Here is a 19,898-nt window from a genome sequence, read left to right on the forward strand (position 1 = left end):
CTTGGTAGACTAGGCAATCGCCGCTGCACACTGGCAACAGACTGAGCAGGGGAGGAAAGTCCGGGCTACATAGGGCAGCGTGCCAGCTAACGGCTGGGCAGGGTAACTTGACGACCAGTGCAGCAGAGAGTAGACCGCCTTTGGCTTATATGATTATCGCAAGATACTCATGTCATCGGTAAGGGTGAAAGGGTGCGGTAAGAGCGCACCGCGTGGCTGGCAACAGTTCACGGCATGGTAAACTCCACGCGTAGCAAGACCAAATAGGCATCGGCATGGCGCGGCCCGCGTTCGATGCGGGTAGGTTGCTTGAGCGTACGAGCGATTGTACGCCTAGAGGAATGATTGTCCACGACAGAACCCGGCTTATCGGTTTACCAATTTTTTTAGTTGTTTTTAAAAATACATTTCTCTAAATGTATAGCAGTACAAGTTTGGTGTTGTAATATTTGCAGTTAATTTGAATTTAATTCAGTTTTTTTGCAAAAAAAGCCAATTAGGGGTTGACGCAAGTCACTCATATCGGCATAATACCGAGCCTTAAATGGCGATGTAGCTCAGCTGGTTAGAGCGCATGACTCATAATCGTGAGGTCAAGAGTTCAAGTCTCTTCATCGCCACCATTTATATCTAGAAAGCCAATCCTTTGAGATTGGTTTTTTTTTGCCTGAAATAAGTGGCTGAAGAATAAGTGATGTGGTTCAATGCAGACAGTAAGGTATTATAATTACCTACTGATTTCTTGCTAAACCATAGGTTTATCTGTTTAGGTACAGATTAATTGTTGTAACTTATGTCCCGCTTACTTATCATAGGGGCTGTTTTCGGTAAAGTCCTGTAACGCCATGTCTGTACAACTACCTCCTTATCGTCCTATTAAGCACCGCAGTGGTCTGAAAGTCATGGGTGCAGCCTTTCACGCATTGCTGATGCGTGAGTTGCAAACGCGCTTTGGTGGTTATCGCTTGGGCTATCTTTGGGCGCCATTAGAAATCATTTTTCAAATGATGATATTTCTAGTGATTTTTGGCGTGATTATTGAACGTGCATTACCAGGAATGAGTTTTCCATTGTTTTTGGTTGCTGGAATGGTGCCGTTTCGTATGTTTCAGACTATTGCAACTAGAGCGTTAGGGGCTGTTGAGGCCAATCAAGGACTTTTGATGTACCGTTCAATACGGCACATTGATGTCATTATTGCCAGATCAGCTTTAGAGCTAATTATTTATTTTATAACTTTTGTTATATTGTTGATTGGTTTGGCTTTCTTTAATGATTATGCCAGTTTAGAACATCTACATATTGTATTATTCTGCTGGATAACGCTGTTTATGTTCAGCTTTGGTGTTGCTTTAATTATGATGATTATTGGTTATTATGGTGGTGAAATTACCAAAGTAATTACGATTATCTTTACTATATTGTATTTTGCTTCAGGCATTATTTATCCCATCCATATTGTCCCAGAGCCATACTTCAGTTATTTACTCTATAATCCTTTTATCCATAATATTGAGTTGATACGACACGCTTTAGCACCTAATTATCCAGCTTATCATATTGATATAGCATATTTTTTAAAGTGGACAGTTGCAGTAAATTTCTTGGGTCTGCTTATGTATAAAGCGGTAGAAAGAGACTTAATACGTTCTAAATAAATCATAAATTGTGATACCAGTTTTAACTTAGGGCAAACAGATGATTGAGATTAAAAATGTTTCTAAGTCATTTATGACCAAACAGGGTCGGCATTATCTATTTAAAGACCTAAATCTGACCATTGGTGATAAAAAAAGTGTGGGTTTACTCGGTCGTAATGGGGCAGGAAAATCAACTTTGCTGCGTATTATTTGCGGACTAGATAAGCCCGATCACGGAGAGATTATCACCGACTCGACGATTTCTTGGCCAGTAGGGGTAGGCGGCGGTTTCCAAGGTAGTTTGACTGGTCGTCAAAACGTTCGTTTTGTTTGCCGTCTCTATTCAAGCGGTCCTTATATTGACGAAAAAATTCGTTTTGTTGAAGAGTTTGCAGATATCGGTAATTATTTCGATATGCCGGTAAAAAGCTATTCATCAGGGATGAAGTCGCGCTTAACGTTTGGCTTAAGCTTGGCCTTCGATTTTGATTATTATATGCTCGATGAAGCAGGCGCTGTTGGTGATGCTGCTTTTCGTAAGCGTAGTGAAGAGATTTTGGCCGCGCGCCGTGAACAAGCAGGATTTTTAATCGTATCACATAACATCGGTGATATTAAGCGTAATTGCGATATTGGTATTGTGCTAATGGATCAAACAGCACACGTCTTTGAAGACACAACAGAAGCGATTGAGGTATATGAAGAGCATGTCCATAAAGCGAAAAAATAAGATAATTGACTTCTCGCTGTTTATTGGCTTGGTGGTCCTTCCTTGGGCGTTGGTGATCTTTTATGTCATGACCATTGCTCATCCGCGGTTTGTCTCGACGGCTGATGTGGTAGTCAAACAAGTCAGTGATACCAGTGTGCCCTCTGGCGTTGGACTGTCTGCCTTGTTGGGTGTAAATAGTACCAGTAAAGAAGATGCGACTTATCTGACCGAGTATATTCTATCTAATGATATGGTGAAGCGCCTTGATAATAAGTTCAAGTTCCGCGAAGCTTATCATGTCGATGGCTCAGATCCACTCAATGAGATTGAGCCTGATGCCACCCAAGAAGAGTTACTTGAGTACTTTAAAAGACGCGTGCACATCAATCTTGATGAACAAAGCTCTGTGCTGTCAGTATCGACAGAAGCCTTTGATCCAAAATATGCTTTTGAGCTGAATAAAACGATCCTGAATGAATCTGAGCAGTTCGTTAACCGTATTTCACAAGAGGTGGCTCGTGATCAGCTGGTATTTGCTGAGACCCAATTAGATGAATCACAAGATCGCCTAAATGATGCCAAAGAGCAGCTATTAAAGTATCAAAACGAAAATGAGATCTATGATCCACAATCCAATGCTCAAATTGTGAATCAGCTGATTGGTAGCTTGCAAGCGCAATTAAGCTCATTACGTACCGAAGAGCGTCAATTACTCAGCTATCTCAATCCAGATGCACCGCAAGTGGTGTCATTAAGAAGTCAGATTAAAGCGGTTGAGGAGCAAATCAATCAAGAGCAAACCAAGCTGACATCACCGAATACCACCAAGTTGAACCGTCAAGCGGTACAGTTTGAGACTATCAAGGCAGATGTTGATTTCGCTACTGAGCTCTATAAATTGTCGTTATCTTCACTTGAGAAGGCACGTTTAGAAGCCTTTAAAAAGATGAAAAATTTGATTGTTATTTCAACACCTTATGAGGCTGAAGAAGCAACTTATCCACGCCGTGCTTATATTATTTGGACATCGTTGGCTTTACTTTTGATGCTTTATGGATTTGTGCGCCTAGTGATGGCGGTTGTCCGTGATCATCGTAGCTAGTTTTAACACACCAGATATCAGTAATGATCGATAGATCAGCAAAGGAATACCACTCATGAATATGAAACCACGTCCTATTGTGACAGTGATAAAAGTGTTAAGTTTGGCTATGGCAGCCAGTAGTGTGCCCGCGCTAGCAGCAGGCAGTTATGCTGATCAAATATCAGGATCTAGCTTTGGCACCAGCAACAATAGCATGAGTCAAGACCAAAACCGCAATAACATCAATGTCTCAACGCAGGCATTTGCAGGTGGTGTATCAGGACAGGCGACCCCGCAAGAAGCGGTTAATGCCTCAAGTTTGCCAAGTCAGTCGGTCATCAATACCACGCGCCCTTATCAAGACATCAACACGCAAGACATGATGTTTGGCGAGCAGCTATTCCGTGGAGCATTTTCGACCACCTCTGGCTCTACCTTTAATGACAGTTACGTGATCAACCCTGGTGATAACGTCCAAGTACGGATGTGGGGCGCTTATCAATATGCTGCTACCATGACCGTCGACCCACAAGGCAACATTTTCTTGCCAAATATCGGTCCAGTACGTGTCTCAGGTGTACAAAATGGCAGTCTGCAAAATGTGGTAAAAAGCGCTGTCAGTCGTATTTATCGCTCGAATGTTGGCGTTTATGCCTCATTAGAGCAAGCACAGCCAGTGAAAGTATTTGTAACAGGTTTCGTCAAGCAACCAGGCTATTACGGCGGTTTAGCAGCAGACTCGGTATTGTCTTATCTGGATAGAGCGGGCGGTGTTGATCCGACTCGTGGTAGTTATATTGATATTCAAATTAAGCGTAATGGTCAAATGCTACAGCAAGTCAATCTGTATGATTTTTTACTAGCAGGTAAATTACAAGCATTCTCATTTCGTGATGGCGATGTGATTACGGTCGCGCCGCAGAAAAAAACCTTTGAAGTAGGCGGTCAAGTCCAAAACGAATATACCTTTGAATTTGATGTGAACGATCTGACCATTGGTGATGTATTGCAAGTGGCCAATCCAGCAGCGAATGCCACCAACGTTAGTATCACTCGCAGTGCAGGACGTGCACAGACGGCGGAATATTACTCGTTGGCAGAAGCCCAAAACGTGCCTGTTTATAATGGTGATCAGATGGTAGTTACCTCCGATCGCTATGCGGGCACAATCGCGGTGCAAGTAAAAGGTGCGCATACGGGTAATGGTGCCATGGTTGTACCATATGGCGCTCGTTTAAAGGACATCGTGCCGCAACTACAGCCAAGCCCACTCGCTAAACTTACTCATTTGACCATTTATCGTGAGTCTGTTGCTGAGCAACAAAAACGCATGATTAATGAGTCGCTCGATCGCCTAGAAGAGCTGACGCTTGCTACGCAGTCGACCACTCGTGAGGAAGCAGCACTGCGTCAAGATGATGCAGCTTTGGTCAAGCAGTTTGTCGCCAAAGCGCGTAATGTTAAGACGACTGGTCAAATTGTTGTCGTACCGAATTCGTGGCAGGATATTATCTTACAGCAGGGTGATATTATTGAGATACCTGCGCAAACTTCAGTCATTACCGTTAATGGTCAAGTACGAGCACAAGGCGCGTTGACCTTTAACCCAGATTATACCGTTGGTGATTATGTTGCCAATTCAGGCGGTTTCTCTGACAACGCTGACGTTAAAGAAATTTTGGTTATTCATCAAAATGGGGCTAGTGAAGTGGTCAATACTGCTTATCGTATCCAGCAAGGTGATGAAATTATGGTATTACCAAAAGTCAAAACCAAGCGCGTAGAAATCGCTCGCGGCTTATCGCAAATTGTTTATCAGTTGGCAATTGCTGCTAAAGTGGTTCTCGATTTATAACCTTTACTGAAAAGTTGTATAACAAGAGAACAAGTCATCTGCATAAATTGATGCAAAAGTATAATAGATAAGGGTGTAGAAATGGCAAAAAGCGCAGCAGATGATGTCAAGGCGGCAGTGACTTCTCACTCTGATAATGCGCTGCTTTTGCCATTATCCCAATACCAATTACCAACGCATTTGGCGGTCATTGGTAAGGGTATGCGTCAAAACAATGTACTGTTGTCTCAAGTATTGCAAGCAGATATTCAGCGTTGGTATCTGTGGTCAGGTCTACAACAAAGTATCAATGCTCGTAAAACACCCTTACTGTCTGCACTGCCACTACCGAACGTTGTAAAAAATCAGATCACTCATTTGTCCAATTCCTCTCTCTCTTTTCAGCAACCCGATGCCTTTATCGGCTGGGGTCGTAAAAAAAGTTATCAACGGGCCAACAAAGTGGCTACTCGGCAAAACCTAACGACGTTGAGTATCGAAGATGGTTTTTTGCGCTCATTAGATTCTGGTATTAGTAGTCGTCATGGCTTGAGTGTGGTTGTCGATGACCTTGGTATTTACTTTGATATGACGCATAACTCACGCCTTGAGCAGCTGATTATTGAGCGTACCAAAAACGCTACCACGCCTAATTATTACGAAATAGATGACGCGCGTGCGCGGCAATTGATGGCACGTATTTGTAATGAACAGCTCAGTAAATATAACGCAGTGATCGATTGTCCATCATTGGATAAATTGATAAGTGAAGACGGCGTTAATACAACAACAGATTCCTTGAAATCGCATGTTTTATTGATTGACCAAGTGGTTGGTGATGCCTCTATCAAGGGTGCTGGCGCGAATAAACGTCAGTTTAAGAAGCTGTTAAAATCTGCTTGTCGTAATCATCCTCATGCTCATATTTGGATAAAGGCACATCCTGCATCAAAATCGGGATACCTGACCCGTTTAAAACTACCTAAGCATGTTCGGCTATTAACTCAAGCACTCAATCCTATCCAGCTATTAGAGCAAGTTGACCATGTTTATACGGTCAGCTCACATATGGGCTTTGAAGCGTTGATGTTAGGTAAAGCAGTACATTGCTTCGGGGTCAACTGGTATAGTGGCTGGGGCCTGACTGATGACAGCGGTGCACCCAAAAACCTGCTTAAAGCGGTTGAGAAACGTCGTCAAAAACTTGCCAGCAAACTGCTAGAGTCTAGAGGAAATTCAAATCCTGCATTATTTCCTACATCATTTGCTAAAAAAACATCTGCGACGTTAGAAACGTTATTTTATAGCGCTTATATTGATTATAGTCGCTATGTAGATCCAGCCACCAAACAAGCCTGTGATATTGATACAGCGATAGAGTGGCTAGTGACTAATCGATATTGGCAAGCGCGTCTTGAAGGTGATTTAACGGTATATGAATTTAGTCGCTGGAAATTACCATTTGTAAAAGCCTTTACGAATCTACCGCGTACGACATTATTTATTAAACCCAAGCCACGTCTTAAGAATTTACTGCATCCTGATCATTTTCGTGTTGATTATCAGCAGCCTCTATTAGTGTGGGGTTTGGCTAAACGGCAACAAGTACAAAATAAATTACAGCGTAAGCTTGAGAAACAGCCGCATTTATCCATACCGTCTATATACTGTATGGAAGATGGGTTTATCCGTTCAAATGGTTTGGGCGCGACGTTGTTAGCACCGTTGTCGGTCGTCATAGACAAGCAAGGTATTTATTATGATGCGACCCAGCCTTCAGACTTAGAGACACAGCTACGTCATTGTCAGGCATTGCAGCCACAGCAAAGTATCCGTGTAAAAAAACTGCAAGATAAACTGCTGAATCAGCGGGTGAGTAAATACAATGTTGGGGCTGAGGTCGACAGTGCTAATAACCAACGTACTTCGTGGATGCATGCTGCAAAAACATCTGGAAAGTCTCGTATTCTTATTATCGGTCAAGTCGAAGATGATTTATCGGTGCAGTACTGCGGTTCAACGATCAAAACCAACAGCGGCTTGATTGAGCGTGTATGCCAAAACAATCCTGAGGCTTATCTTATTTATAAGCCGCATCCCGACGTTGAAGCAGGACTAAGGGCAGGTAAGGTTAGCGCGGAGTTTTTACGGCAGGTTAGTGCCGTCGCCTATGATACTGCGATGCCTGATTGTTTAGAGTGTGTCGACGAAGTACATACGATTAGTTCATTGACTGGCTTTGAGGCGTTGCTGCGTGGTTTAGACGTTACTTGCTACGGCCTACCATTTTATGCTGGTTGGGGATTAACGATAGATATTGATGCCCAATTATCGCCGAAAGCTGACTATTTAGAGAGACGAAAACGAGAGACTGCATTAACGCTTGAGCAATTATTATATTGTGCGCTTATTCGCTATCCCTTATATCGTTTGCCTAATGGCTATGGGCTTGCACAAGTAGAGCAGGTGATTGACTATTTATACCCTCCTAAAAGCTCCTCTTTGCTTAAAGATATTCATAATGTAGAATCTCAAGCCAAAATATCTAACCATGTAAATAGCTCAGTTAACCATGCGACTTCAATTTTATTAGCTCTACCTGCAAAGTTTAAACGCCAAGCGACTACTCGTTTTATGCAGCAGCGTCATCAATGGCAGCAGCGCCTGCGTCAACTATCTCGTTAGTTTGCTCTAAAATTGTGCCGTAAATCCACTGCGACAAGTATGGGCTTTTTCGGTATAATCAGTGATGATTGATGTGTATTCACACGGCTTAACATTCAAATTGTTTAATAAATACTCTCGCTTTTATCCTTCATCTTCTCATTAATGGTAATTCAATACTATGGCAGCTTCGATGTCTCACTTGCTTACTCATCGACACGTCTTGCTGTTACAAGGAAAGATGGGCGGATTCTTCAATCGTTTTTCGACATTTCTGCAAACTCAAGATATTAAGGTCAGCAAAATTAACTTTAATGCAGGTGATGCATTCTTTTATCGTCATGATAATACGTATGAATATACCGATACGTTAGCGCAGTTCTCTTCTTGGTTGCAGGCTTTCATTAAAGAAAATGGCATTGATGCGATTGTCTGTTTTGGGGATTGTCGTCCGCATCACACCCAAGCTGCCTGTGTCAGTGAGCAGTTGGGTATCTCTTTTTTTGTATTTGAAGAAGGCTACTTGCGTCCCGATTACATTACATTGCAAGAATATGGCATTAATGGCTATTCGCGCTTAAATACGGCAGATATCAAAGCGCTCAAAAAAGCCAATGATAAACCACTGTATACCCACAATCGTTTTTATCGTTTGAGTATCGCTGCTATTGTCTATTATGTTATCGCTTGGATTTACAAAAGCCGCTATCCGCACTATTCGCATTATCGTGGTATGACAGCATGGCAAGAGGCGATAGCTTGGCTTAAAGCACCATGGCGTAAACTGCGTGGGTATTTACCTGATAAGCGATTGCAAAATAAGCTGACAAAACAACAAAGCAATAATTATTTTTTGATTAGCTTGCAAGTGCATAATGACTCGCAGATTACGCATCATAGTGACTATCGCGATGTGGTGCAATTTATTGATGAGTCTATTACAAGCTTTGCAGAGTATGCTGATAAGAAGCAATTACTGGTCTTTAAACATCATCCATTAGATCGTGGTCATCGAGATTATCGCGAGCTAGTATCTAGCTTGGCCAGACGCTATCAAGTGGCTGATCGTGTGTTTTATGGTTGTGATATGCACCTGCCAACCTTGATGAAATATAGCATTGGGATGGTAACTATCAATAGCACGACGGGTTTGCAATCGGTCTATCATAAAAAACCCACCAAGATTATGGGCCGCGCGATTTATGATACGCCTAAACTGATAGATCAAAAACCACTGAATGAGTTTTGGCAACAACCTAACCACCCAGACAATGAGTTTTATCTTAGATTTCGTGAATATTTGATAGAGCAAACTCAGTTAAATGGTGCTTTTTACGGTAAGTCGCCATGGATATATAAATATTTGCATCACGCCGGACGTGAGTGCATAGAGAACGATCTATCCAAAACCAATACCCCTCAGTAGATTATTAACTTTTAATATTAAATTAGTATGAGTCCTGTCGAAGTGAATAAGGTGCTAATAAGCAGCTCGCTTTCTATCTGTACAGTTATCCGCTCGTAACTTCATTTGTAAATCATCCCTCTGCTAATAAAATCGCCTTACTTTATAGTAGAAAACTGCTAGAATACTCTTTCATGCCTGCGCGTAAGAGTTAGCGTCCTGAGCGGTTGATTAGAGATGACAGTATTGGCGAATAGGCTTATTCTAATTGTTTTCTCTTCTTATTTTCCCCTTAGCGATGGACAGCTATTTTAGCGATTGCGCCTGACAGCATTTATTTCTTAATTTTATTATTCTATCACCCTTAATTTAGTAGGCGCTTTGTGACTGCATTAGCAAATATTCGTAACTTTTCAATCATTGCCCACATTGATCATGGCAAGTCGACACTTGCTGATCGTTTTATTCAAATGTGCGGTGCCTTGCAAGATCGCGAGATGCAGGCGCAAGTACTTGACTCCATGGATATTGAGCGTGAGCGCGGTATCACCATTAAAGCGCAGTCGGTAACCTTATTCTACGATCATCCTAATGGTGAGCGCTATCAGCTCAACTTTATTGATACCCCAGGACACGTCGATTTCTCTTATGAAGTGTCGCGTTCATTAGCAGCTTGTGAAGGGGCACTATTGGTCGTTGATGCGGCGCAAGGAGTGGAAGCTCAGTCCGTTGCCAACTGCTATACTGCCGTTGATCAAGGCCTAGAAGTCATGGCGGTCTTAAATAAGATTGATTTGCCACAAGTCGAGCCAGAACGCGTCATTCAAGAGATTGAAGACATCATTGGGATTGACGCTGTTGATGCACCACGAGTCTCTGCTAAGTCGGGTTTGGGCGTCGATAAACTACTTGAGGCATTGGTTGAGTTTATCCCTGCACCGACTGGTGATCGTGAGGCACCCCTACAAGCATTGATTATTGACTCTTGGTTTGATAATTATCTGGGCGTTGTGTCTTTAGTTCGGGTACGTGAAGGCACTATCCGAAAAGGTGATAAACTTTATATAAAATCAACCAAAGAAGCGCATTTAGTTGGTTCGATTGGTGTCTTTACGCCTAAGCCTGTAGATACGGGTATCTTGGAAGCGGGTGAAGTCGGTTTTATTATTGCTGGCATCAAAGATATCGCTGGCGCGCCAGTGGGTGATACGATTACTCATGCTAAAACGCCCGATGTTGAGCGTATCCCTGGATTTAAACAGATTACGCCACAAGTTTATGCGGGTATGTTTCCTGTTGAATCTACAGATTTTGAAAAATTTCGTGAAGCGCTGCAAAAGCTGCAAATTAACGATGCTTCGCTATTTTTTGAGCCAGATACTTCTGATGCGTTGGGCTTTGGTTTCCGCTGTGGCTTCCTTGGTATGCTGCACATGGAGATTATCCAAGAGCGTTTAGAGCGCGAGTATGACTTGGATTTGATTACCACTGCGCCGTCAGTTATCTATGAGATTGTAAAAAAAGATGGCAGCATCATCTATGTCGATAATCCATCAAGATTGCCTGAGCCGAATAACATTGAAGAGTTCCGTGAGCCAATTGCCCGTTGTCAGATTTTAGTACCGCAAGATTATCTTGGTAATGTGATGACGCTGTGTATTGAGCGCCGCGGTGTACAGGTTGATATGCGTTTTATGGGTCGTCAAGTACAGCTGATATTTGATATTCCAATGGGCGAGGTTGTCATGGATTTCTTTGACCGTCTAAAATCTGTCTCTCGTGGCTTTGCTTCGCTTGATTACAATTTTGAGCGTTACCAAGTCGATAAATTGGTTAAAGTAGACGTGCTAATTAATGGCGATAAAGTTGATGCACTCGCCATGATTGTTCATGAAACCCAATCACGCTACCGTGGTAATGCGTTGGTTACTAAGATGAAAGAGTTGATTCCGCGTCAGATGTTTGATGTAGCGATTCAGGCGGCGATTGGTAGTCAAATTATTGGTCGTAGTACGGTGAAAGCCATGCGTAAAGATGTCTTGGCTAAGTGCTATGGCGGTGATGTGTCGCGTAAGAAAAAGTTATTGTCTAAGCAAAAAGCGGGCAAAAAACGTATGAAGCAAGTCGGTAATGTGGAAATTCCACAAGAAGCTTTCTTAGCGGTATTGCAGGTTGAGTAAGTCATTATTAAATGACTGGTCATCGATAGTTTTGTTAGTGTAATTAGTAGCGCAGTTGATAGAGTATAGATAGCCAGATAAGTCGCTCGTTAATAGGCAATTGAGTATGGATTTTGATTTTAATTTAATTTTAGTACCATTAACCATTGGTTTGGGTATTATTTGGCTATTAGATAAGCTGGCACTCAAGCAGCGTAAAACTCGCGGGCGTGGTCAAGAAAGTTTGCTAGTACGCTGGGCTTACGATTTTTTCCCTGTATTGGCAGTAGTATTAATAGTACGCTCATTTTTAATTGAGCCTTTTAATATCCCTTCATCTTCTATGGTGCCGACATTATATACGGGCGATTTTATTGCGGTTAATAAGTATGCCTATGGGGTACGACTGCCGCTAACGTATAATAAAGTGCTGGATACGGGCGAGCCTGAACATGGTGATGTGGCTGTATTTCGCTATCCTGAAAACCCAAGTATTTATTATATCAAGCGTGTTATTGGTTTGCCTGGCGATACCGTTAGTTATGATCAAGGGGTACTTTCTATCAATGATGTTCCAGTTGATACTAAGCCTGTTGAGTTTGCGGCAAACCCTGAGTTGATCTCACAGCTTTATCTACCAGGACAAATTGGCCCAGGACAAGTGCTCACAGAAGAAAGTGCGGCAGCGATGGGTCAGCAAGAAGAGGGTGAGGCAAAATACTTTCAGGAAACACAAGGTGAAAACAAGCATCTTGTTCGTTACTTAAATGGTATGAATAGCTCTCAATATGCACCATTTTTGCAGCAGCAATCACCAGAGGTGGTTAGTTCAGCAGGTACCAAATGGCGTATTAGCGTTCCAGAGGGTCAGTATTTTGTGATGGGTGACAACCGTGATCGCAGTGCTGATGGCCGGTTTTGGGGATTCGTTCCTGATGAAAATTTAGCGGGTAAGGCCGTTTATATCTGGATGCATAAGCCACCTGGACTTAATTTACCAACCTTTGAACGTAATGGTACTATTAATTAAGACTATGTAATTAAGATTATGTGACACTCTATTGGTTGATTTATCGATAATAGTTTTATGCTAATATTGTTGCTATCTAATAAACGGCTACCTAATATTCTGGTAGCTCCTAAAAATAGTTGTTTACCAGTAGAGGGATATCATAGTGCAGCAATTATCTGGAATCGCCACGCAGCGTGGTGCTAGTGTAACAAGTATCGTTTTAATTATTCTCGTTTTAGGCGTTGCTGCCAAACTGATGGTTGCCATCGTACCTGCTCAGATTGGTGATTATCAATTGACCAAGACTTTAAGCGCACAGCTCAAAGAGGCAAATAATAATAATGAGACGGCCAAGCAGTTTGTCGAACGTGTTAATAGACAGTTATCTATCAATGCTGACTATGATACTCAGGCAGAAGACGTATTTACTTTTACTGATAAAAAGACGGGACAATTGGCTATCCGTAAACAATATGAAGTCACCAAAAACTTCTTTGGTAATGTTGATATCGTCAATCGCTTCGAAGGTGATATCGATATGGCAACAGCAGAGTAACCAAAGAGAATATTAGACCATTCTTAAATTTTTAACATCTGAATGTCTTTATAACGTTCATCAATCAATACTATTACTAACCAAATCAGTAAAACAGAAGGGATAACCACAAGCCACGCATGAAACCAATTTCGCAGCATTCCCAAGCGCTTCCTACTCCTCAACAAAATAGCACGTCTGTCGACACGCTGATTGTTAGCTCAGAATTTATTCAGCGGTTAGCCGTATTAACACGCAAGCTAGGCTATGTGTTCAAAGATTTGAGTCTCCCAAAACTTGCGTTGACACACCGCTCATTTGATAGCAAAAAAAATTATGAGCGTTTAGAGTTTTTAGGAGACGCTCTATTAGGGATGATTGTGGGTGAGGCTTTATATCATCGCTATCCTAGCCAAAATGAGGGGCGCTTAACTCGTATGCGTGCCACCTTGGTACGTCAAGAGTCATTGGTTATTATTGCGCAAAACTTAGAGCTCTCCAATCATCTCATATTGGGAATAGGTGAGCGTAAAGGTGGTGGTCGCAATCGCGCTTCTATATTGGCTGATGCTGTGGAGTCTTTGATTGGTGCTATTTATTTAGACAGCCAAGATTTGGATATTACTCGCGACTGTGTGCTCTCATGGTATGGTGATTTGATCGATAACGTGAATGACCAAAAAGCCTTAAAAGATGCCAAGAGTCGGTTGCAAGAGTGGCTACAATCCAAACAGTTTGATCTGCCACATTATGAGCTGATGGAAACCCGTGGTAATGCGCCGCATCAAATTTTTGTTGTACGTTGCCATGTTAACATCAATAACTGTGCTGATATTACTGAATCTGGTGAGAGCCGCCGTATCGCTGAACAAAAAGCAGCAGAACTAATGATTAACCAATTGCACAAACTGCCAAGCTCAGCCAAAAAGCGCTCCTAACTAGTATTAACCCATGTGCCACAAGTACAAATTCCATTGATAGTATATGTTGAGTGATGTTTTAAAAATCGTTTATTTGAGTTAGCGTAAACGTCACACATTTCAAAACCCCAAATATTTCCCAGTCGATGATGGTTCTGCTTTTTTAGTGTTGATACAGTCAATACATGATTAAGCACCATTTGACTGAGTATAAATTCTATAGGATTAACCTATGAGCAATCGTACTGATTTGCCATCCAATAATGAAGATAATGCCAAAGATATGACCGAAAACACAGAGTTGAATCAAAACCAAGATACTACTAATGAGGGTATCGATCAATCAGAAGATATTAGCGTAGACAACGATATGGCAATTGAAGAGTTCTTTGCCCCTAGCGGTCATGCAGATATTGCTGATGATTTTAAAGCGGGTTATGTCGCGATCGTTGGACGTCCAAACGTTGGCAAATCGACTTTGATGAATCACTTATTGGGTCAAAAGCTTTCTATTACGTCACGTAAGCCGCAAACGACTCGTCACCGTATCCACGGTATTTTGTCAAATCATGAGATGCAGGCGGTATTTGTTGACACGCCAGGTATTCATCGCAATGAAGTACGTGCTATTAACGAACGTATGAATAAAGCTGCGGTATCTGCCTTGGTAGATGTTGATTTGGTGTTATTTGTTGTTGATTCAGATCAATGGCGTGATGATGATTTGCTAGTGCTGCAAAAGCTTGGTGACACCAATTTAAATGTGGTATTGGTCATTAATAAATCTGATACCTTAAAGGATAAAGGCAGCGTGTTGCCGCTGATTGAGACGTTTAATGACAGTTTTGATTTTGCTGATATCGTACCAGTATCGGCCTTAAAAAACCAAAACCTAGATCGTCTACAAGAAGTGATTGCTTCACACCTGCCTATTGCTGCCCCTATCTATGATACCGAGCAAATTACTGACCGCTCAGAAAGATTTTTGGCCAGTGAGATTATCCGCGAAAAAATCATGCGTAGCGCCGGTGACGAAGTGCCATATGACTTAACCGTACAGATTGATGCGTTTAAAGATGAGCCTGCGCACACTGACCCAAAAACTGGTCGTCCACGTAAAGCCTGTACTTTCATCGATGCGACTATTTATGTCGAACGTAGTGGTCAAAAAGCCATTGTGATTGGTGATAAGGGTCAGCGCATCAAACAAGTGGGTATGGATGCTCGTAAAGATATGGAACAACTTTTTGATAAAAAAATCATGCTAACGCTATGGGTGAAAGTCAAGCGTGGTTGGTCTGATGATGAACGTGCACTAACCAGCTTAGGATATTGATTAAAGAATAGCGCTTTAATCACTTTTCTATATGCTCGATGCTGAGGTAATAAGAAATGCGCAATGAAGCGTTAGTCGGTTATTTATTGCATCAGCGCCCTTATCAAGAAAAGCGCGCCTTATACTATCTGTTTTCTCAGCAACATGGCGTGATACATGGTATTGGGAAAAAAGGCGCGCCATTGTTCATGCCATTGCAGCTCTTTGCCACTGGTAAACGCGATTTAAAAACGTTTAGTCAGATTAATATTGCATCGCCACACACAACTCAAACAAGCATGGCAAAAGATGAAAGCATTGCCACTGTTTTAGACGCACTGCCTTACGGAAATATCACCGGTCAACATCAATACGCGGCGTTGTATTTAAATGAAATACTATGGCGGCTGTTATCGACTGAATATCCGATGCCAGTATTGTGGCTACATTATCAGGATAGTCTGCGTCAGCTTAGGCAGCCTTTGAGCGCCAACGAACTACGTTTATGTTTGCGCCAATTTGAGCAGCATTTATTCAATGAGCTGGGTTTTACCTTAATGTTGACTCACGATAGTATTGAAAACATCATTGAGCCAGATGGTTCTTATCATTTTTTACCTGATGTTGGTTTAATGCTTGTCTTACAGAGTGATATACAGACTAAGCGTTTAGAGAATGCTGTTGGGCAATGTTTTTTCAAAGGTACTGATGTTATTGAGATGGCACAGTTAGGGATCACTGACAAAACTTTAAATAATTGGTCGAAAATCCATCGACACCTCATTGACCATTTACTGGACTATCAACCGTTGCAAAGTCGCATACTATGGCAGCAGCAACAGCGCTACCAATACCAATAAATAATAGTGCTATCCTCAACGTGCTATAACTAGTTCAATTAGTATTGAGACTGTCTAAAGCTTTATCTTCTGAGCACCGTTTATAAGTGAATTGGGTTTCTTTATCAAAAGAATTTCTTATGATCATTTCTTTATTACCTTCAACCAAAAATGCTTCGCAAAAACCTTTATTAGCTGTAAACATTGATCACGTGGCAACTTTGTGTCAATCGCGTGTGGTTAGTTATCCGAGCCCTTTAGCCGCCGCTCTTTGGTGCGAGAAGGCGGGAGCAGATGGTATTACTATTCATTTACGCGAAGATCGTCGTCATATTCAAGACGCAGATGTTTATGAGATAGCAGGGCAGTTGACGACTAGAATGAATTTAGAGATCGCAGCCACGAATGAGATGCTGGCGATTGCTTGTGACGTCAAACTATTTTAGGTGTGCTTAGTACCTGAAAAACGAGCAGAGTTGACAACAGAAGGTGGCCTTGATGTCGCAAAGCAGATTACGTGGTTGACAGAATATATTGGCAAATTACAAGCGGCAGGCATAAATGTTTCTTTATTCATTGACCCAGAAGAAAAGCAAATTGCTGCTGCTATAGAATGCGGCGCTAATATATTGGCAAATTACAAGCGGCAGGCATAAATGTTTCTTTATTCATTGACCCAGAAGAAAAGCAAATTGCTGCTGCTATAGAATGCGGCGCTGATGCTGTTGAGTTATATACAGGCGCTTATGCCGAGGCAATCTTGGTAGCCAATATAGACATGCAAAATGCTGAGCTTAAACGAATCAAGCAAGCTGTTGCTACTGCTCAACGCAGTGATCACCAACTCTTAATTAACGCAGGTCATGGGCTGACACGTGATAATGTGAATGCAATCACGCAAATTGAGGATGTTTATGAGTTGAATATTTGCCATGCACTCATTGCAGATGCTGTATTTGTAGGACTCGAGTAGGCTGTTATTATGATGAAAGGTGTTATGCATCAAAGTGCTTAATCATTTAATTTTTTATTGTCCACAATCAGTAGGGTGGCTCTCATTAGGCTTATAAGTAACCTGACCACCTTGACTGAACGAAATTTGATACATGGTATGATTGTAGGTAGAGGTCGGACAGTATTTTATATGGCCAAAATGTCCTCGTGGTTTACCGCTATCACCCCAAAATTTGATGTAGTGGCGTCGACTCCCAACTCGTAAACTTAGCTTACTGTATTTAGGGGTTAAAGACTGCCGAATGATCAATCGATCTATTTGTGCATCAAAGTGATTATTGTCATTTTTATCTATGAATAACAAAAGTGTCTTATCGCTGTCTCTATGGCAGCGCCCTCCAGTATCAGACAAGCAAACAATGACATTCTGTCTTCTGATATAACTCTCAGCTTTGGCTAAGGCAAGAGAAGTCTCTAACTGACTTTTAATACGTTTGGCTTCCATGCTTGCTAATTGCGTTCGTATAATTGGGGCGGCGATCGTCACTATAATCGCTAATACGCATACAGTGACGATAAGTTCAACCAGCGTGAAACCCTGCTCTCTACTACTATTAACAGTGCTTGTATCTATTGCGGTATTTGTATTGGGTGTGTTTTTCTCAAAAATCACTATACATATCTGACGCAGATAAATAATCCATCTGCTTTGCACTAGTTTATGCTTATTTGAAGCAAACACCAACAGAATAAATGCTGAGAGCATTTTATAGCGTGATGATATTTTATGCAGCAATGCCATGAGGCTTGTTACCTATAATAAGTAGTTTAGTTCAATAAAACAGTCTCACTTTTTTGAATGTTATTCAATGCAATGATTTTATAACAGTTGAGCCAATAGACTTTTAGAACCTAAAAATAATAATCGAATTTATGATGTATGAAATAATGTTGAGTGCTATAATATAAACAGAATATATGTCTACTGTCAAAAAATGTTTCAATTAGTGAATGACAGGTTTTAATAATAGAGAAAAAATACTAACTGTACTAAAATACGCTCAGACAATAGATACTGTTAGGTTTATTATCTATTGTGAACTGACATACAAAAGATAAAAAGCGTAAGGTGTGTTAGTTCTAGGTAACTTAAGCTGGTTATTGTGTTTTAGTTACGACATTATCGTGTAATAATGTGTAGCTCGTTAACGAAAAAAGTTGTAAACTGAATTGATAATCGCTAAGCTACTCCTTAATTGGTTTTGCTTTGTCACTTAAAATTCGTAAAAGATGTCTATTTTAGAGCATCTTGAGAAGCGGTTTTGCTTAACGCATCACTAAAATTATCCTTTGGAGGAAGTCCATGAAATTGAATAAAATTGCTCTAGCTCTGGTTGCTGTAGCGGCTGCACCTTTAGCAGCTAATGCAGGCGTAACTATTAGCCCATTGTTACTAGGTTACCATTACACTGGCGAAGCTCATGACGAGCAACGCGAAATTCTTAAAACTGGTAAAGATTTATACGAAAATGCTAATGGTGATACCATTGGTGATGGTACTCGTGGTAATAACAATGGTGGCGTAGCTAAAGAAAGCAGCTTATACACTGGTGCTGCACTAGGTATCGAACTAACTCCTTCTACTCAGTTCCAAGTAGAGTATGGTGTGTCAAGTGCAAACGGCGAAGCCTCTGAAGATTCTGCAAAAGCTGGTGTTAACCGCTTTGACGTAGAACAAACCATGCTTTCTGGTAACTTCTTAATTGGTACTGAAGAGTTCACAGGTTACACTGATAGCCCATTCAAGCCATATGTATTAGTCGGTGCTGGTCAGTCGAAGATTAAAGTAGAAAACCAAGAGCAATACGTTGCGACAGGTAATGCCCAGGGTACTACAGTAGGCGAAACAGTACCAGCTGGTACTGAAGTTGCAGAATCTAAAGATACTATTGGTAACCTTGGTTTAGGTGCTATGTATCGTATCAACGACGCTTTAAGCCTACGTGGTGAAGCTCGTGCGATTCATAACTTTGATAACAACTGGTGGGAAGGCATGGCTTTGGCCGGTCTAGAAGTTGTACTTGGTGGCCATTTAGCACCTACAGTAGCAGTACCACCAATGCAAGAGCCAGTTATCGACACTACTCCAGTAGTAGTAGTTGAATCTGATCTTGATTCTGATGGCGATGGCGTACCTGATAGCATCGATGCATGCCCAGGCACTCCAATGAATGTTGTTGTAGATGAGCGCGGTTGCCCAGTACCAGTAGATATTACTGATGAGCTAAAAATGGAACTACGTGTATTCTTTGATAACGATAAATCAACTATCAAAAACCAATACAAGCCAGAAATTGCTAAAGTAGCAGAGAAGATGCGTGAGTATCCTAACTCTACAGCACGTATCGAAGGTCATGCTTCTAAAACTGGTCCTTCAGCACTTTATAACCAACGTCTGTCTGAAGCTCGTGCTGTTGCAGTTAAATCTATGCTAACTAACGAATTCGGTATTGCTCCAAACCGTATCTCAACTGTTGGTTATGGTTATAACAACCCAATCGCTCCAAACGATACTGAAGAAGGTCGTGCTATGAACCGTCGTGTTTATGCCATCATCACTGGTGATAAAACAATGACTGTTGAACAAACTAAAGACATGGTTGTTCAGTAAGTAGTATTGAACCAATTATATTGTTAAATATATAGTTACAAAAAAAGTCACCTAATGGGTGGCTTTTTTTTATTTATGGATTGAGAAAGGCAAGTTATTACATAAATTTATGAAGCAATAATGTTATACTAGCTGCCCAAACATTCTGTAAATT

Annotated in this window: 14 protein-coding genes, 1 tRNA gene, 1 other RNA gene and 1 pseudogene; 16 read left to right on the top strand and 1 reads right to left on the bottom strand. The window is 41.4% G+C overall.

All coding sequences use genetic code 11. The features are described from left to right. Position 1: 1 nt before the first annotated feature. The 15 genes and pseudogenes from rnpB to JMX93_RS08335 all read left to right on the top strand — a co-directional run bounded on the left by rnpB (position 2) and on the right by JMX93_RS08335 (position 17,092). Positions 2-385: RNase P RNA component class A (gene rnpB / locus JMX93_RS08265), an RNA gene on the top strand. 161 nt (positions 386-546) lie between these two features. Next, positions 547-623: transfer RNA gene (locus JMX93_RS08270), tRNA-Met, on the top strand. 222 nt (positions 624-845) lie between these two features. Then, the gene (locus tag JMX93_RS08275; RefSeq protein ID WP_499204420.1) at positions 846-1,658 is read left to right on the top strand and encodes an ABC transporter permease; all 813 of its coding nucleotides are present in this window, start codon (positions 846-848) and stop codon (positions 1,656-1,658) included. A gap of 40 nt (positions 1,659-1,698) precedes the next feature. Further along, positions 1,699-2,370: an ABC transporter ATP-binding protein gene (locus JMX93_RS08280; RefSeq protein ID WP_443548238.1), complete on the top strand. Its 672-nt coding sequence runs from the start codon at positions 1,699-1,701 to the stop codon at positions 2,368-2,370. Then, entirely contained in the window at positions 2,348-3,454 is a 1,107-nt protein-coding gene (locus JMX93_RS08285; protein WP_499204421.1) for a KpsE/RkpR family capsule polysaccharide export protein, read from the top strand. The genes JMX93_RS08280 and JMX93_RS08285 overlap by 23 nt, the downstream gene beginning before the upstream one ends. A gap of 55 nt (positions 3,455-3,509) precedes the next feature. Next, on the top strand, positions 3,510-5,291 hold the full coding sequence (locus JMX93_RS08290) for a polysaccharide biosynthesis/export family protein (RefSeq protein WP_193013238.1): 1,782 nt from the start codon (positions 3,510-3,512) through the stop codon (positions 5,289-5,291). Positions 5,292-5,372: 81 nt separating this feature from the next. Continuing rightward, positions 5,373-7,955 carry a capsule polysaccharide biogenesis protein gene (locus JMX93_RS08295; protein ID WP_499204422.1) on the top strand — a complete coding sequence of 861 codons (2,583 nt, stop codon included), beginning with the start codon at positions 5,373-5,375 and terminating at the stop codon, positions 7,953-7,955. 160 nt (positions 7,956-8,115) lie between these two features. After that, a complete protein-coding gene (locus tag JMX93_RS08300) occupies positions 8,116-9,360 on the top strand; it encodes a capsule polysaccharide biogenesis protein (RefSeq protein WP_499204423.1) in 1,245 nt (414 codons plus the stop codon). 362 nt (positions 9,361-9,722) lie between these two features. After that, a complete protein-coding gene (gene lepA, locus JMX93_RS08305; protein WP_193013235.1) occupies positions 9,723-11,519 on the top strand; it encodes a translation elongation factor 4 in 1,797 nt (598 codons plus the stop codon). Positions 11,520-11,625: 106 nt separating this feature from the next. Further along, positions 11,626-12,528, top strand: coding sequence for a signal peptidase I (gene lepB, locus JMX93_RS08310; protein WP_193013234.1), 903 nt, complete (start codon positions 11,626-11,628; stop codon positions 12,526-12,528). Positions 12,529-12,673: 145 nt separating this feature from the next. Then, on the top strand, positions 12,674-13,066 hold the full coding sequence (locus JMX93_RS08315; RefSeq protein ID WP_499204424.1) for a DUF4845 domain-containing protein: 393 nt from the start codon (positions 12,674-12,676) through the stop codon (positions 13,064-13,066). A 119-nt stretch (positions 13,067-13,185) separates the two neighbouring features. Then, positions 13,186-13,983: a ribonuclease III gene (gene rnc / locus JMX93_RS08320; RefSeq protein WP_198332493.1), complete on the top strand. Its 798-nt coding sequence runs from the start codon at positions 13,186-13,188 to the stop codon at positions 13,981-13,983. Between the two features lie 265 nt (positions 13,984-14,248). Further along, positions 14,249-15,301, top strand: a complete 1,053-nt coding sequence (era, locus tag JMX93_RS08325) for a GTPase Era (RefSeq protein ID WP_406947314.1) — start codon at positions 14,249-14,251, stop codon at positions 15,299-15,301. Between the two features lie 56 nt (positions 15,302-15,357). Further along, the gene (gene recO / locus JMX93_RS08330) at positions 15,358-16,140 is read left to right on the top strand and encodes a DNA repair protein RecO (RefSeq protein ID WP_499204425.1); all 783 of its coding nucleotides are present in this window, start codon (positions 15,358-15,360) and stop codon (positions 16,138-16,140) included. A 119-nt stretch (positions 16,141-16,259) separates the two neighbouring features. Next, positions 16,260-17,092 (top strand): annotated as a pseudogene (locus JMX93_RS08335) (pyridoxine 5'-phosphate synthase). Positions 17,093-17,146: 54 nt separating this feature from the next. Here the strand turns inward: JMX93_RS08335 and JMX93_RS08340 are convergent. After that, positions 17,147-17,875 (bottom strand): GspH/FimT family pseudopilin, encoded by a 729-nt coding sequence (locus JMX93_RS08340; RefSeq protein ID WP_499204426.1) that lies wholly within the window; start codon positions 17,873-17,875, stop codon positions 17,147-17,149. 561 nt (positions 17,876-18,436) lie between these two features. Between JMX93_RS08340 and JMX93_RS08345 the strand changes: the two genes are divergently transcribed. Further along, a complete protein-coding gene (locus JMX93_RS08345) occupies positions 18,437-19,744 on the top strand; it encodes an OmpA family protein (protein ID WP_193013230.1) in 1,308 nt (435 codons plus the stop codon). The last annotated feature ends 154 nt before the right edge of the window (positions 19,745-19,898 follow it).

This window comes from Psychrobacter muriicola 2pS (assembly GCF_904846535.1).
GTDB classification, from domain to species: domain Bacteria; phylum Pseudomonadota; class Gammaproteobacteria; order Pseudomonadales; family Moraxellaceae; genus Psychrobacter; species Psychrobacter aquimaris.

Bases quoted from the DNA above. Each gene is read 5' to 3' on its own strand.
- JMX93_RS08275 (WP_499204420.1), top strand. From the start codon at position 846: ATGTCTGTACAACTACCTCCTTATCGTCCTATTAAGCACCGCAGTGGT.
- JMX93_RS08280 (WP_443548238.1), top strand. From the start codon at position 1,699: ATGATTGAGATTAAAAATGTTTCTAAGTCATTTATGACCAAACAGGGT.
- JMX93_RS08285 (WP_499204421.1), top strand. From the start codon at position 2,348: ATGTCCATAAAGCGAAAAAATAAGATAATTGACTTCTCGCTGTTTATT.
- JMX93_RS08290 (WP_193013238.1), top strand. From the start codon at position 3,510: ATGAATATGAAACCACGTCCTATTGTGACAGTGATAAAAGTGTTAAGT.
- JMX93_RS08295 (WP_499204422.1), top strand. From the start codon at position 5,373: ATGGCAAAAAGCGCAGCAGATGATGTCAAGGCGGCAGTGACTTCTCAC.
- JMX93_RS08300 (WP_499204423.1), top strand. From the start codon at position 8,116: ATGGCAGCTTCGATGTCTCACTTGCTTACTCATCGACACGTCTTGCTG.
- lepB (WP_193013234.1), top strand. From the start codon at position 11,626: ATGGATTTTGATTTTAATTTAATTTTAGTACCATTAACCATTGGTTTG.
- rnc (WP_198332493.1), top strand. From the start codon at position 13,186: ATGAAACCAATTTCGCAGCATTCCCAAGCGCTTCCTACTCCTCAACAA.
- era (WP_406947314.1), top strand. From the start codon at position 14,249: ATGACCGAAAACACAGAGTTGAATCAAAACCAAGATACTACTAATGAG.
- recO (WP_499204425.1), top strand. From the start codon at position 15,358: ATGCGCAATGAAGCGTTAGTCGGTTATTTATTGCATCAGCGCCCTTAT.
- JMX93_RS08340 (WP_499204426.1), bottom strand. From the start codon at position 17,875: ATGGCATTGCTGCATAAAATATCATCACGCTATAAAATGCTCTCAGCA.
- JMX93_RS08345 (WP_193013230.1), top strand. From the start codon at position 18,437: ATGAAATTGAATAAAATTGCTCTAGCTCTGGTTGCTGTAGCGGCTGCA.